Origin of the sequence: Streptomyces sp. NBC_01707 (assembly GCF_041438805.1) — a bacterium.
In the GTDB taxonomy this organism is placed as follows: Bacteria; Actinomycetota; Actinomycetes; order Streptomycetales; family Streptomycetaceae; genus Streptomyces.
Window position 1 is genome coordinate 1,168,527 of record NZ_CP109190.1, and the last position, 13,772, is coordinate 1,182,298.

Here is a 13,772-nt window from a genome sequence, read left to right on the forward strand (position 1 = left end):
GATAGATAACCGGCGTGGAAAAGAGTCTTGAGTTCCCTGACCTCCTGCGACTGATCGATGAACGGTCGACCGCCTTCCGCACCGCGGTCGCCGCCGCGCCCAGTCTCGATGCACAGGTGCCGACCTGCCCCGGGTGGACGCTGTTCGATCTGGTGAAGCACCTGGGTGGGGGAGACCGTTTCTGGGCCGCCATCGTCGGCGCGGGGCCTGCCGAAGCTCCCCCGGCCGAGGCCGCCGCTGCGCGCGCCGCTCTGGAAGTGCCGCGGGAGCGTGAGGCCCTGCTGACCTGGCTGGCCGCGTCGACGCAGCTTCTGCTGAGCGCCCTGCGCGAGGCAGGACCGGACGTCGGCTGCTGGGCGTGGTGGAGTGCCCTGCAGACGCCGCGGACCTCTGGCGGAGTCGCCCGGCACCGGGTCCAGGAGAGCGCGGTGCACACCTACGACGCCCAGCTCGCCGCGGGCGCCCCGCAGCCGCTGCCTGCCGAGGTCGCATTCGACGGTGTCGAGGAGTTCCTGTTCACCTGCGTCGCGACGCCCAGCGCCTGGCCGCACAAGCCCACGGCCTTCGACTTCCACACCGCCGAGGGCCGCTCCTGGCGCCTCACGGTCGACGGTGACGGCGCACGCTCCACCCGCATCCCCGCGCCCACTGCCGCAGCCGGCGCCTCCATCCATGGCACAGCCAGTGAGTTGGTCCTCTACTTGTACGACCGTATCCAGGCCGACTCCTTGCACGTTGACGGAGACCCAGGGCTGCTCGACCTGCTCCGCGCCTGGGAGCCGGAGGAGTAGGACGTAGCGGGGGCGGTCGGCCGCGCCTCGAGCCGGTAGGAGACGACTCTTCGCCAGGTTCGTCAGTCGCGGCACCGGGCTCAAACCCGCGAGGCGGCCTCGGGGTTGGACTGCGCAGGTCGCGCCGGACTTCATCGGACAGCACGTGTCGCGTTCCATCACGCCCACACCGACGCACATCGGACCCCCGAGTTGTACGCCGATGCGGCGGGCGGCATCGACGACCTGCTGGGTGCGATGGAATGTGATGATCAGGTTCTGGTCCGTACCGATGCGCTGCAGCCATTCGCCTTGCAGACTCAGCAGCCTCATCAGGTCGCGTCCCACTCCTTCTCTGCCGAGCAGCGCCTCGACGGCGTCGCGTGCGTCGGCGGGTGTGAGGTCCTGACGCAGGATCAGTTCGCCCGTGAGCATGCGCTGGGCCTGGGTGTAGGGCTCAGTGCGCTGCTGGAGGAGGTGATCGCGCCGGTCCCGGAGAGTGACGGCCTCCTCACCGAGTTCGCGAGCAGACGTGGTGCGTTCAGGGACCGGCTGGCTGGTGAGGTCGCTAAGCCTGCGGGCGACGTTCTCGATGGTGGCGGCTAGCACGGCAAGCTCTTCCAGGAGAAGGGCTGGCTTCAGATGGCGCCCTTCGAACCCCTTGTCGACGGCGATCGTCTCAACATCGGTGGTGAACGACAGATCAGTGGTGGCTGCCGGAACGGTGCCGGCTGCACCCCGTTGACGACCGCGTTCGTCATCCGTCAGGCGCCGGCCCGCCCATCGGCGGCCCGCCCGGTACGGCCGATGGCGAGGTCGATGATCCGTCGCCAGTTCACGGACGGCGGCGGTACGACGACGCCCGGCCGGTCGCGCGGCACCAGGACCCGCAGCGCACCTGGGCGCAGCGTGCACACCACCGGGGTGGGCATCCGCAGCGCCTCGCCGTCGACCGCGACGGGGATCTCGTCCCTGCCGGTGGTGACCTCGACCCGCTGTGCGGTCATGACGGTCAGCCCCGTGGACTGGGAGCCCCGCAGGGCCAGGTCGGCGGCCTGCGTCGCGTCCTCCACCCGGATCCCGAGCACACCCAGTTCGCCGTCGTCCAGCCGGGGCCGGCAGCCGCCACGCCTGAGATCGTCGGGTGAGGCGTACGGGTTGTTGCTGACCAGCAGTGCCTGCTGGGAGGCGAGAACGGTGCCGTCGACCTGTGCGTCGAGCCGTCGGACCCCTTCGCCGAGCAGCAGGTCCGGCATCAGGGTCAGCGCCGTGCCCGCCTTGTCGTCGCGGTACTCGGGCCGTTGAACGACGTCGGCGTAGACCCCGAAGGACACGGTGTTGACGAAGGCCCGGCCCGCGACGTCGCCGAGGTCGACCCGGAGTTCCTCGCCGTCGGTCAGCGCGTCGAGGCAGCGGGAAGGGTCGGAGCGGTCCAGGCCCAGGTCCATGGCGAAGTGGTTGCGGGTGCCGGCGCAAACCACGAGGAACGGCAGGTCGTGCTCGGCGGCGACTGCCGCGACCAGGGCCTGGGTGCCGTCGCCGCCCGCGACTCCGAGCAGGTCCGCACCGTCGGCTACGGCCTGCCGGGCCAGCGCGGCGACGTCGGCCGGGGCGGAGGGGTCGAGCAGGATCACCCGCGCACCGAGCTCCTCCGCCCGTTCGACCAGCCCGAAGCGGCCGACCTTCCCGCCCCCGGACCTCGGATTCATGATCAGGACCGGCTGGTTGGGTGGGGGCACGACGATCGCCGGCCGCGATCGCTCCGGACGCGACCTGCGCAGTGCTGCCCTGGCGCAGGCCAGGGCAGCACTCCAGCACAGAAAGAGGACCAGAGCGGTCAGCCACAGGCCGTCGTGCGCCAAGAGCATCAGGACGCCGACGGGGGCCGCGACCGCAAGGAGCGCACCGATCAGCCGCACCACTCCGCGGTGCGCCACGAACCACCACACGCCGACGGCGCAGACGACCAGCCCGAGGAGCCCGGCGCCGACTACGACCAGCCCACCCTCCCCCAGCTGAAGCACGAGCACTACCACGGAACCCGCCGCCGCGAGCACGGCCAGACGAGCCGGCAGCCCCGCGGCCCCACTCCCCTCGGGGCCCGTCGTGCGCGTCCTGCCCATGGCGTCCTCCCCACAGCCCTGTTCGACCGCGAGCCCGGTCCGGGGAACCAGCCTGCATGCTCCCGGACCCGCGAGCATCCCAGCGCAGCCGTGAAGATCCAGCGGACGGCCCCGCGCGCTCGCCCCCTCACACGGTCGTAGGCGGCCCGTCGAGAACTGCGCTCGGCGTCCGCCATCGATCACCCCTTGGAGGGAGGCGCCGCCTCACCCGGTGGCAGGGGTTCACCTGCTTCCGCACAATGCCCTTATGAGGACCGATGTCGACGCGTTCCTCTGCCGTCTGGCTCAAGAGCTCAGACCGCGGACGAACGAGTCGGGCGAGGCCCTGCTGCAGCGCATGCGCAGCGAGCTTCCCGAACTGTCTCAGTACGAGGACATCGGCGCCCTCGCACCGGAGGAGCTGGCCGGGCACGTCGCCGCCTTTCTGGACGTACTGGAACACGGCCTCGACGCGTCCGAGGTCGCGGCACCACCCCAGTCTCTTGAGATCGCGCGCAGTTTCGCCCGGAACGGAGTGCCGATCAGCACGCTCCTGTACGCCTACCGGCTCGGCCACGTCGGCCTGCTCGAGCTGATCCAGGCAGAGGTTCCCCGGCTCACCGGCGACCCGGAGCTGATCAACGCCGCTGCGATGCGGCTCACAGCGGCGGGTTTCGCGTACGTGGACCGCAGTTCCGCGGACGTCGTCGCGGCGTACCAAGAGGAACGAGACGGCCGGCTGCAGCGGCGGCTCCGCCTGACCAACGAGGCGAGCCGACGGATCGGGACCACCCTGGACATCGGCCGCACCGCCCAGGAACTGGCCGATGTCGGCACCGACGACTTCGCCGGTCTCGTCACCGTCGACCTCCTCGTCTCCGTCCTCGACGACGAGGACACCTACCAGCCGTCGGAACCGTCACTGCTCCGCCGCGTCGCCCAGCGGTCCGCATCGGGCGATGACGCGGAGTCCCCCGCCACCTCCGGCCGGACGCACGCCTATCCGGCGGAATCGGAGCCGGCCCGCGTCCTGGCCACGGGCCGGCCCGCACTGCACCGTGTCGCGAGCTCCGGCCCTCCGGCATGGTGGGCGGCGGATTCGGACGACCACGGCGGGGCGGAAACGCCAGGAGGCTTCCATGCGATCCTGCTGCTGCCCCTGCTGGCCCGCGGAGAGACCTTGGGCCTCGTCCAGTTCTTCCGTGCGGGAGGCGCGACACCCTTCGACGAGGACGATCTCCTCCTCGCCCAGGAGATCGCGGCCAGGGCGGCGGTGTCCATCGACAACGCCCGCCGGTACACCCACGAGCGGTCCACCGCGCTCACCCTCCAGCGCAGCCTGCTGCCGCAGCACGCGGTGGAGCAGTCCGCCGTCGTCGCGGCCACCCGCTACCTGCCCAGTGGATCCCGCGCGGGGGTGGGCGGTGACTGGTACGACGTCATTCCGCTGTCCGGAGCCCGGGTCGCCCTCGTCGTGGGCGATGTCGTCGGACGCGGTCTGCGCGCCGCCGCCACCATGGGCCGCCTCCGGACGGCGGTCCGCGCCTTCGCCGACATCGACCTGATGCCGGACGAACTGCTCACGCATCTGGACGACGTGGTCATCCGCCTCCAGCACGAGGAACACGAGGCAGGTCAGGACGGGGACGAGACCAGCGCCACCTGCCTCTACGCTATCTACGACCCCGTCTCCCGTGTGTGCTCACTGGCCAGTGCAGGACACGTACTGCCGGCTGTGGTCACTCCCCGGGAGAGCAAGGCCGACGCCCTCGCCGTCCGGTCGGTCGAGTTCCCGGAGATGCCGATCGGTCCCCCGCTGGGTCTGGGCGGACTGCCCTTCGAGACCACGCAGCTCGAACTGCCCGAGGGCAGCCTGCTGGCCCTGTTCACCGACGGCCTCATTCAGAGCCGTACGCGCGACGTGGACACCGCCCGCACGCTGTTGAGCGACGTCCTCGCCGGCGCGCCGGAAACACCGGGGCCACCTGACGAGATCTGCGACCGGCTCCTTGCCGCCCTGCTGCCCGGCCGTCCCGCCGACGACGTCGCACTCCTCGTGGCGCGAACCCGGGCCCTCGACCCCGGCCATGTCGCCGCGTTGGACCTCCCTTCCGACCCCGCGGCCGTCTCCGGAGCCCGCCGCTTCACGTCCGACACGCTGACCGCGTGGGGCCTTGAGGAGCTGTCCTTCACCACGGAGCTCATGGTCAGCGAACTGGTGACCAACGCGATCCGCTACGGCAAGGAACCCATCCAGCTGCGGCTCATCCTCGAGTCCACGCTGACGTGCGAGGTCTTCGACGCCAGCAGCACCGCACCGCACCTGCGCCGCGCCCGGACCTACGACGAAGGCGGCCGCGGCCTGCTGCTCGTGGCTCAGCTCGCCGAGCGCTGGGGCACCCGGCACAGCCGCGAGGGCAAGGTCATCTGGGCGGAGCAGGCGTTTACCGCCCTCCGAGAGAGCGCTGTCCTCAGATGACGCCCGGTGCCGTCATCGCCTGAGCCACCCTCAGGAACCTGCCCTGCCACGCCGCGGCAGAGCGCCTGCCGATGCCGGGTGGCGAAGTCGTCTCGACCAGCCATCCAACGGCCCTCGTGACATGCCGCCCATCAGCGATTCGTCGATCCACTAGTGTTCGGCCATGTTGCAGACGAGATTCACCGATATGTTCGGGCTTGCCCATCCGGTGATGTCGGCGCCCATGGCCTTGCACAGCGGCGGGACACTCGCTGCCGCCGTCTCCGCCGCCGGTGGACTCGGCTGTTTCGGGGGTACGCATCCCTGGAAGGGGCCCGACTGGATCCGCGCGGAGATCGCGACCGTCCGGGCCACGACGGACCGCCCGTTCGCAGTCGGGTTCATCACGCCGTTCCTCCCTTTCACCGAGCCACTGTTCGACGCCACGCTGGAGGAGCGGCCGGACGTCGTCGCATTGTCGTTCGCCGATCCCCAGCCCTGGCTTGGCCGGGCCAAGGCCGCGGGGGCCCGGGTGATGTGCCAGGTCCAGAACTACAAAGACGCCGAGGCCGCGGTTGCCGCGGGAACCGATCTCCTCGTGGCACAGGGCAACGAGGCAGGCGGTCACACCGGGACGATGGGCCTGCTGCCGTTCCTGACCGGGATCGTGCGGAGGTACCCCGAAGTCCCGGTGCTGGCCGCAGGCGGCATCGGCGACGGACGGACGCTCGCGGCCGTCCTCACCGCCGGTGCGGACGGCGCCTGGCTGGGCACGGCATTCCTCGCCACGCCCGAGGCGGTCGAAGTACACGACATCCACAAGCGCCTGATCGTCGAGAGCGACGGTGACGACACCGTGTGGACACGGGCCTACGACATCGTGTCAGAACTGCCGTGGCCGATGGGTATCGGCGAACGCGTCCGCCGCAACCGGTTCACCGACGAGTGGTCGGAGCGCGAAGCAACGTTGCGGGACCACGCGGACGAATTCATGCCGGCGGAAGGCGCCGACCCCTTCGGGGTCGCTCCCGACCCCGACACCAGCGAGATCATCTACGGCCAGTCGGCGTCCTTCGTCGATGGTGTGCGCCCGGCCGCTGACGTGGTCCGCGCGATCAGCGAAGAGGCCGAAGCGGTACTGGACTCGCGCCCCCGCTCGCTACTGGGCCGACCTGCAACCTGATCGGCGTGGCAGCCTGCGATCCGTCTTCGTCCGCCGCTGTTGTCACACACCGGGCGGCTCATCGGCAGCAGGGCCCCTGTGGCCCTGCCCCTCAAGGGTGCGTTCGTCGGACGCGCGCACCTTCCTGGCTTCTCGTCGGTGATCCATTCCACGTAGGTGGGGCCGGCTGGGCCGGATGGGCGCCATCCGGTCGCCGGCACCTGGCTCGGTGAGTGTGATGGAGATGCGGCCTCTCGGCCGCCTCAGCGGGCTGCATTCTGCGCACCTGCTGGAGGCAGCGGGGTTGCACGCACGCGAAGCAGAGTGCAACTGAGCGCGTCGGCCATCGCAAGCACCGGCGCTGGACGAAGGAGTCGTCATGGCAACGCCATCCTCTGACGGGCCGGACCACGCACGCCATGACGTCAACAGCGCAGACCACGTCGGCGGCGCGGGCCGGCCGCCCCACGACGGCGACGATGCCGGCGGTCGATCCCGGGGAGACGCCGCGGAAGGAGGTTCGTTCAAGGGCGCTGTGAGGCGCACATTGCGGGAGTTCAAGGAGGACAACCTCACGGACTGGGCGGCCGCCCTGACCTACTACGGAGTCCTGGCGATCTTCCCGGCCCTGCTGGCTCTGGTGTCCATTCTGGGTCTGCTGGGCCCTGCCACCATCGACTCACTGATCAAGAACCTCTCCAGCAGCGCGCCCGGGTCCATGCGCGAGATCCTCACCACGGTGCTGGAGCAGCTCAAAGGCGGTCGGGGGAAAGCCCTGCTCGCGTTGATCATCGGTGTCGTCCTGGCGCTGTGGTCGGCCTCCGGCTACGTCGCTGCCTTCATGCGGGCATCCAACATCGTCTACGACATCGGTGAGGGCCGGCCGGTCTGGAAGACGTTGCCTGTCCGCTTCGGCATCACCGTGGCCGTGGTGATCCTCCTGGCCCTCACCGCGGTCGGCGTCGTCTTCACCGGCCCGCTGGCCAAGAAGATGGGGTCGTTCCTGGGGCTGGGCGACACCGTGGTGACCGCTTGGAACATCGCCAAGTGGCCCGTCATGTTCGTCCTGGTCGTTCTGATCATCATGCTGCTGTACTGGGCCGCCCCCAACGTCAAGCGGCAGATCCGGCGAGTGGTGCCCGGCGGTGTCCTGGCCGTGGTCATCTGGCTCATCGCCTCCGCGCTGTTCGGCCTCTACGTCGCCAACTTCAGCAGCTACAACAAGACCTACGGTGCCTTCGCCACCCCCATCGTCGCGCTGATCTGGCTGTGGCTCACCAACATCGCGATCCTGCTGGGGCTGGAGTTCAACGCCGAACTCGAACGTGGGCGTGCCATCGACAGCGGCCACCCTCCGGGTGACGAGCCTTATGCCGAGCCCCGCGACACCCGCAAGCTCTGATGCCGGCCGCTTCGGTCGCATGTTGTGACTGCGCCCGATTCCTGTCCCGTGCAAGGGAGAGATGGCGTGCGCGGGACGGGAACACCCCGCGCACGCCACGACGCACGAAGAACGTATCGCCGTAGCTCCTGTCAGCTGCCGAACCCCGGACCTCCTACTGCAGCAGTTCAGCCACCTCGGACAGCTGGGCCTCGGACAGGGGGCCGCGCTGGAGCGCCCTGGCGTTCTCCTCGGCCTGGGCGACGCTGCGAAAGCCGGGGATCGGCACCGTCCGCGGGCTGCGTGCCCACAGCCACGCGAGTGCGCCCTGTGCGAGCGTGCGGTCGTCCGCGGTGAGCACGTCCCGTACGGCGTCGATGCGCGCCCTCCATTGCGCTGCCGGCACGCCGCCCTCGTCGAACCAGCGCAGCCACGCAGGCGGCACGGAACGGATGTCCCCCGCCCCGCCGCGGCCCGAAGGGCCCTGCTTGCCGGTGAGCAGCCCCATGGCGAGTGGACTGCGCACGATGGAGGCGAGTCCGTGCTGCTCGCACAACGCCAGCATTTCAGGCGCGTCCACCAGCACATTGCACGCATGCTGGACGCCTACGCAGTGCTCCCCGTGTGCGAAGAGCGCCGCTCGCCCGGGATCGTCGGTGCTCCAGGCGTACGCGCGAATAAGACCTTCTCGTACGAAATCCTCGCAGGCTTCGCGCAGTTCGGTTGCCTGGCCCAGCGGTACGTCGCCCAGATGCAGCTGGTAGACGTCGATCCGATCGGTGCCCAGCCGCCGCAGCGATGCGGTCAGTGCGCGGCGCGCGTACGCGACGGTCGCGTCCTCACCGATCAGTGTGCGGGTCTCCTCGTCGAAGACGTTGCCCCACTTGGTGGCGATGACCACCTCGTCCCGCCGACCCGCGAGTGCCCGCCCCAGTACCCGCTCGCTGCGGCCGGTGCCGTACACGTCCGCGGTATCGAAAAAGGTGACCCCGAGCTCCATCGCCCGTCGGATCGCCGCGATGGATTCCTGGTCGTCGACGGTTCCCCATCCGAGGGGGTTCCCGTCGGTGTCCTGCCACTCACCGCCGATGGCCCAGCACCCGAATCCCAGCGCACTGACCTCGATCTCGCTGTCCCCCAGCGTTCTGTTCTCCATGCCTACGCACGCTACGAGTTGGAGCGCACACGAGGGCAAGGCCCCCGAGTGATCCGGAGTTCCATGTCCGCCGCGTCGATCGACCGACGGCTCGCCGCCACCGGTCCGGCTTCGAGCCCGGGGAGCCGTGCCGGTCACGGCAGTTGAGACCGGACGCCTGTCGGGACCCGGTGCGTCCCGCGCGTTCAGCCGGAGGCCGGCAGAACCGGTCGGGTGAGATGCCGCCACAAGAACGTATGCATCAGAGCGTTGTTGTGAGCGGACTGTTCGTTGTCGCTGGCGCCCGCGTGGCCACCGCCGGTGTTCTCGTGGAACAGGACCGGATGGCCGAGTTCGCGCAGCCGCGCGGCCGCCTTGCGGGCATGGCCGGGGTGGACGCGGTCGTCACGGGTGGAGGTCGTCAGAAGAACCGGCGGGTAGATCTGGTCCGCGGTGAGCTGGTGGTAGGGGGAGAGCTCACTCAGGTGAGGATGATCGGCTTCGTTGTCCGGGTTGCCGTACTCGGCGATCCAGGATGCGCCGGCGAGGAGCTTATGGAAGCGGAGCATGTCCAGCAGAGGTACCCGAGCGACGATCGCGCCGAACAGGTGCGGGTAGCGGGTGACCATCGCACCCATGAGCAGGCCGCCGTTGCTGCCCCCCGCGGCGCCCAGCATGCCCGGGGTGGTGATGCCCCGCGCCATGAGGTCTTCGGCGACGGCCGCGAAGTCCTCGAAGGCGCGCGGCCGGTCCGCGCCGAGCGCGGCCTGGTGCCAGTCCGGTCCGTACTCTCCGCCCCCTCGGATGTTCGCGATCACGTGGGTGCCACCGCGCTCCAGCCACGCCCGTCCCGCCACCGCGTCGTAGAAGGGGGTGAGGGAGACCTCGAAGCCGCCGTATCCGTGGAGCAGGGCGGGCCCCGGGCCGGCGAGGGAACGGTCGGGGCCGATCACGAAGTACGGCACCCGCGTGCCGTCCTTGGAGGTCGCGAAGAACTGCTCCGCCGCCAGACCGGCCGTGTCGAAACGGGCCGGAGCCTGCTTGAGGATCTCTGTGTCTGCCCCGATCCGCCCGTGGTAGAGGGTGGAGGGCTGCAAGAACCCCGACACGTCCAGGAAGTACTCGTCGGAGATGTCCGGGTCAGTGTCCGTGACGGTGACGGTGGACAGAGCCGGGACGTCCGCGAGCGGCTTGCGCGTCCACCCACCGACGGGGGTCGGGGTGATGACTTCGATGCGCGTGCTGACGTCGCGCATCGTCTCCAGGATCAGATGGTGGCGGGTCCATGAGTGCCCGGTCAGAGCCGTTCGCTCATCCGGGGTGAACAGCACCTCCGCGGTGCGATCGCCCGCCAGGAAGGCGTCGAAGTCGAACGCCAGCAGAGAGCCCGCCCTCTGCCCGAGCCAGTCGGACTTCAAGGTGACCAGCAGGTGCTGCCGATGGACATGGGTACTGGCGTCATCGGGAACATCGATCCTGACGAGCGTGGCGTCGGGGGCCAGGACGTACACCTCGCTGTGGAAGAAGTCCAGCAACCGGCCGACGAAGTCCCGCTCGAACCCGGGTGTGGTGTCGCGCCAGCCCCAGGTCGCCACATCTCCCGTTTCGCCCTCGAAGACCAGGGCCGCTTCCTCCAGCGGCGTGCCGCGTCGCCACCTGCGAACCGTACGCGGATAGCCGGCGTCGGTCAGCGAGCCCGGTCCGAAGTCAGTGCCGATGAAGACGGTGTCGGCGTCGACCCACCCGATCCGCGTCTTCGCCTCCCCCACCTGGAACCCACCCTCGACGAAAGCCCGAGTGGCCAGGTCGAATTCGCGGACCACCACGGCATCACCACCGTCGCGCGACATACACACAAGCGCCCGGTCGTAAGCGGGATGTCGTACCCGCGCACCGGCCCACACCCACTTCTCGCCCTCCGCGGCAGCAAGCGCGTCGACGTCGAGAAGGACCTCCCACTCCGGTTCATCCTTGCGGTACCGCTCCATCGTCGTACGCCGCCACACACCACGCACGTGCTCGGCGTCCCGCCAGAAGTTGTACAGGAACTCTCCGCGACGAACGGTGTACGGGATGCGGTCCGAAGCGTCCAGCACCTCCCGCAGACGCTCCTTCAAGGAAGCGAACCCGGAGCCGACAGCCAGCGCGGCCTCCGTCTCGGCGTTCCGCTCGGCCACCCACTCGAGCGCGGCCTCGCCCTCAACGTCTTCCAGCCACAGGTACGGGTCGTCATCCATCACAAGCCGAATTGTGCAGGCCCGAAACGCTTGGCGGTCCCACATCCACCCAATCTCCGACCTGCGCTCTCGGCCGTGGTGCCATCCGGTGCGTCCGCTCGGGTGTACCGGACGCACCCGATGGCCACCACCGAGGCGGCCCCGCCCGACCGGCGCTCGCCGCGCCGACCAGGAACGTGGTGCACGACGAAGGCTCGGAAACGGGCAGACCGGTCCGCGGTCACAAAGACCTGGCCGCTCCTGTGCGGCTGGTGTCCGCACCGGGACTCCAGCGCCGTGATCCCGTGGGTTCAGGAAAGCCGAAGGTCCTTCGGCGCGAACCTACGGCGCCCACCGGTGTGTCAGGCCGCAGCATCCGCGGGTCCGGGTGAGACACGCGGATGCTGAGCGATCCGAAGGGCTCCGACGTGACATCGGGCTACTGCCCTCGGGTCACGACGGCCGTCCGCCGAACTGCCAGTTGTGCACCTCGATGTCGGCGTATCGGTCCGCGGTCAGGACGGCGCGCGCCGTGTCGGGGTTCGGCGCCCGGACCAATGCAGCGGTACCCAGCCAGGTGGCGCCGTTGTCGGAGAGCAGGGGTCCGTAGCCGATCAGCTCGTCCGTGTCGGGCGGCACCGTGAGGTCGGCGGCGGGCCCCGCGCCGAGGCCGAGCACCAGGTATCGGTTGCCACCGGTCCGGCCGCCGGGGAAGTCCCACATGGTGCGGCTCAGCAAGTTGCGCCACCGCCGCACCAGCACGTCCCGGTACACGCCGGCCTGGTAACCGGGCTCATCGAAGGCGAACGCGCGGGCGGCGGCCGGGTCGGGCAGGTCGACGATGTGCACGCTGCCGGTGGGTGTGTCGCCGGCGAGGGTCGGGCCCCGGGCGATCATCTCCTTCGCGTACCGGTCCATATACGACCAATGATCTTCCAGCAGCTCGGCGCGCAGCTCTACGGAGCCGGGCCGGTCGCGGTGGTAACAGAAGAACTCCATGCCCACAGGGTCTCTTCAATGAGGTGACCGGGTCGAGCGGGTTTCACTGCGATCACTGCTCGGCGCGCCCGCTGCTGGGCAGGCTCCACGCTCAACATCCCACAGCGGTCGGCCCAACCAGGCTCGCAGCCGGTCAAGATGATCCACGTTCTCGCGGATCGTTCCGTCCGCCGATGCCTGAACTCGGTTACCGACAGGAGTTGTTCCGCATCTCGGATGCTCCCGAGATACGGCACCTGCCGTCGGCCGTCCCACAGCGTGACGAAACACCGGCCGGACCGACAGGCCGGACCGCCCCCTTCCCCGAAGGGGGCGGGATCGCCGCCCGGTACGGTCAGCCGCTTGCAGTGGCGCAGACCCGGCGGCAGGAGTACCTGAATCGTCTTCGCAAGTCGGAACAGAATGCCCGTCGGCAAGAAGGGCGACGGCAACCCTGAGCTCAGGATGCTGCGATCCGGAGCCTGGTGCACTCTGGACGGATGAGCGCCCCGATAGTCGTGCACCACTCCGCACCGACCGGTGGTCGGGTGGTCACCATAAACGGAGAGATGGTCGGCCTCGTCCACGACGACCACGGCCTGATCGAACTCCTTCGGCGTGCCGGCGTCTACGACGCCGAGCATTGCCTCGACGACCCGCACTGGATCGAATGGCACGGCAGCCCGGCCCACCGGTACGAAGCGGCGTGAGTTGAAGCCTGCACATCGGGAAGGTGCCATGGCTGTCCCGCCCGCGCCAAAGGCTGTCCCGTAATCCCTGGCGGGCGCGCGACGACAGCTACGGCACCTGGCCACGTCGTCGGAACGTCCTGATACGCCCGCTACGAGTCCCTCCGCCTTGCGATGCACCACATCCGACGCCGCGCGCCGGTCCAGCAGGGATTACGGGACAGCCCTCGGACGGGACCGGGGCGCGTTTTCGAAGCAGCACGTGATGTTCACAGGTCTGGAAAGTGGGTCCCGTGGCACGCAGGAATTCCGTGGAGATCGTCGAAGCGTTCTGGGCGGAGGTCTGGAACGACCACAACCCCGACAAGATCGACGACTTCGTCATCGAGGACTTCGTCATCACCAACCCCGACGGATCCATCGAAGGCCGGGAGAATTTCAAGGCGTGGGTCGCCGACTTCCTGGACCAGGTCCACGACCTGAGACTGGAAGTCCTCGAGTCCTTTCAGAACGAGGACGGGAGCCGGGTCGCGTCGCGGTGGATCGTGCGCGGGAGGAACAACGGGCTTCTGGGTACCGAGCCCGACGGGCGGCCGATCTCCTTCAGCGGTACGGCCGTCTGGGCGGTGCGCGAGGACGGCAAGCTGCAGCACAACTGGGTGGAACGTGCCACCTGGGAGCTGTACCAGCAACTGACGAGCACCTCGGGCCGGTGAGACGATCAGCCCGCCTTGTCGTCACTGCCACGCGGGACTTCACCGTCATGAAACGTGCCCACAAGAAAGGTCGGGCAATTCATCGTCTCGGGCGAGTACGGGTGGGTCACCGCTGCCGGGGTTCGCTGATTACCGGAAGGCTGCGGGACCGGAATGGATCTCGTC

The 13,772-nt window shown here is 69.3% G+C and carries 11 protein-coding genes; 7 read left to right on the plus strand and 4 right to left on the minus strand.

The features are described from left to right. The first annotated feature begins 14 nt into the window (after window positions 1-14). Complete coding sequence (locus OG963_RS05480) at window positions 15-791, plus strand: maleylpyruvate isomerase family mycothiol-dependent enzyme (protein ID WP_371798575.1); 777 nt, start codon at window positions 15-17, stop codon at window positions 789-791. 192 nt (window positions 792-983) lie between these two features. Further along, a complete protein-coding gene (locus OG963_RS05485; RefSeq protein ID WP_093770804.1) occupies window positions 984-1,376 on the plus strand; it encodes a hypothetical protein in 393 nt (130 codons plus the stop codon). Between the two features lie 158 nt (window positions 1,377-1,534). On the opposite strand, the gene OG963_RS05490 is transcribed toward OG963_RS05485, so the two are convergent. Next, window positions 1,535-2,893: a diacylglycerol kinase family protein gene (locus tag OG963_RS05490; RefSeq protein WP_371798576.1), complete on the minus strand. Its 1,359-nt coding sequence runs from the start codon at window positions 2,891-2,893 to the stop codon at window positions 1,535-1,537. Window positions 2,894-3,140: 247 nt separating this feature from the next. On the opposite strand from OG963_RS05490, the gene OG963_RS05495 reads away from it, so the two are divergent. The 3 genes from OG963_RS05495 to OG963_RS05505 all read left to right on the plus strand — a co-directional run bounded on the left by OG963_RS05495 (window position 3,141) and on the right by OG963_RS05505 (window position 7,894). Then, complete coding sequence (locus tag OG963_RS05495) at window positions 3,141-5,351, plus strand: SpoIIE family protein phosphatase (protein ID WP_093770800.1); 2,211 nt, start codon at window positions 3,141-3,143, stop codon at window positions 5,349-5,351. A gap of 163 nt (window positions 5,352-5,514) precedes the next feature. Further along, entirely contained in the window at window positions 5,515-6,513 is a 999-nt protein-coding gene (locus tag OG963_RS05500) for an NAD(P)H-dependent flavin oxidoreductase (RefSeq protein ID WP_371798577.1), read from the plus strand. Window positions 6,514-6,871: 358 nt separating this feature from the next. Then, window positions 6,872-7,894 carry a YihY/virulence factor BrkB family protein gene (locus OG963_RS05505; RefSeq protein WP_093770796.1) on the plus strand — a complete coding sequence of 341 codons (1,023 nt, stop codon included), beginning with the start codon at window positions 6,872-6,874 and terminating at the stop codon, window positions 7,892-7,894. Window positions 7,895-8,048: 154 nt separating this feature from the next. Here OG963_RS05505 and OG963_RS05510 read toward each other — a convergent pair whose 3' ends face one another. The 3 genes from OG963_RS05510 to OG963_RS05520 form a co-directional block, all read right to left on the minus strand. After that, complete coding sequence (locus tag OG963_RS05510) at window positions 8,049-9,029, minus strand: aldo/keto reductase (protein ID WP_093770794.1); 981 nt, start codon at window positions 9,027-9,029, stop codon at window positions 8,049-8,051. A gap of 185 nt (window positions 9,030-9,214) precedes the next feature. Further along, on the minus strand, window positions 9,215-11,245 hold the full coding sequence (locus OG963_RS05515) for a prolyl oligopeptidase family protein (protein ID WP_176902107.1): 2,031 nt from the start codon (window positions 11,243-11,245) through the stop codon (window positions 9,215-9,217). Window positions 11,246-11,677: 432 nt separating this feature from the next. Next, window positions 11,678-12,223 (minus strand): YciI family protein, encoded by a 546-nt coding sequence (locus OG963_RS05520; protein WP_093772159.1) that lies wholly within the window; start codon window positions 12,221-12,223, stop codon window positions 11,678-11,680. Between the two features lie 479 nt (window positions 12,224-12,702). Between OG963_RS05520 and OG963_RS05525 the strand changes: the two genes are divergently transcribed. Both OG963_RS05525 and OG963_RS05530 read left to right on the plus strand, forming a co-directional pair. After that, window positions 12,703-12,912: a hypothetical protein gene (locus tag OG963_RS05525; RefSeq protein WP_093770792.1), complete on the plus strand. Its 210-nt coding sequence runs from the start codon at window positions 12,703-12,705 to the stop codon at window positions 12,910-12,912. Between the two features lie 272 nt (window positions 12,913-13,184). Then, window positions 13,185-13,607 (plus strand): ester cyclase, encoded by a 423-nt coding sequence (locus tag OG963_RS05530; RefSeq protein ID WP_093770790.1) that lies wholly within the window; start codon window positions 13,185-13,187, stop codon window positions 13,605-13,607. The last annotated feature ends 165 nt before the right edge of the window (window positions 13,608-13,772 follow it).

Bases quoted from the DNA above. Each gene is read 5' to 3' on its own strand.
- OG963_RS05520 (WP_093772159.1), bottom strand. From the start codon at position 12,223: ATGGAGTTCTTCTGTTACCACCGCGACCGGCCCGGCTCCGTAGAGCTG.
- OG963_RS05495 (WP_093770800.1), top strand. From the start codon at position 3,141: ATGAGGACCGATGTCGACGCGTTCCTCTGCCGTCTGGCTCAAGAGCTC.
- OG963_RS05490 (WP_371798576.1), bottom strand. From the start codon at position 2,893: ATGGGCAGGACGCGCACGACGGGCCCCGAGGGGAGTGGGGCCGCGGGG.
- OG963_RS05510 (WP_093770794.1), bottom strand. From the start codon at position 9,029: ATGGAGAACAGAACGCTGGGGGACAGCGAGATCGAGGTCAGTGCGCTG.
- OG963_RS05525 (WP_093770792.1), top strand. From the start codon at position 12,703: ATGAGCGCCCCGATAGTCGTGCACCACTCCGCACCGACCGGTGGTCGG.
- OG963_RS05500 (WP_371798577.1), top strand. From the start codon at position 5,515: ATGTTGCAGACGAGATTCACCGATATGTTCGGGCTTGCCCATCCGGTG.
- OG963_RS05515 (WP_176902107.1), bottom strand. From the start codon at position 11,245: ATGGATGACGACCCGTACCTGTGGCTGGAAGACGTTGAGGGCGAGGCC.
- OG963_RS05505 (WP_093770796.1), top strand. From the start codon at position 6,872: ATGGCAACGCCATCCTCTGACGGGCCGGACCACGCACGCCATGACGTC.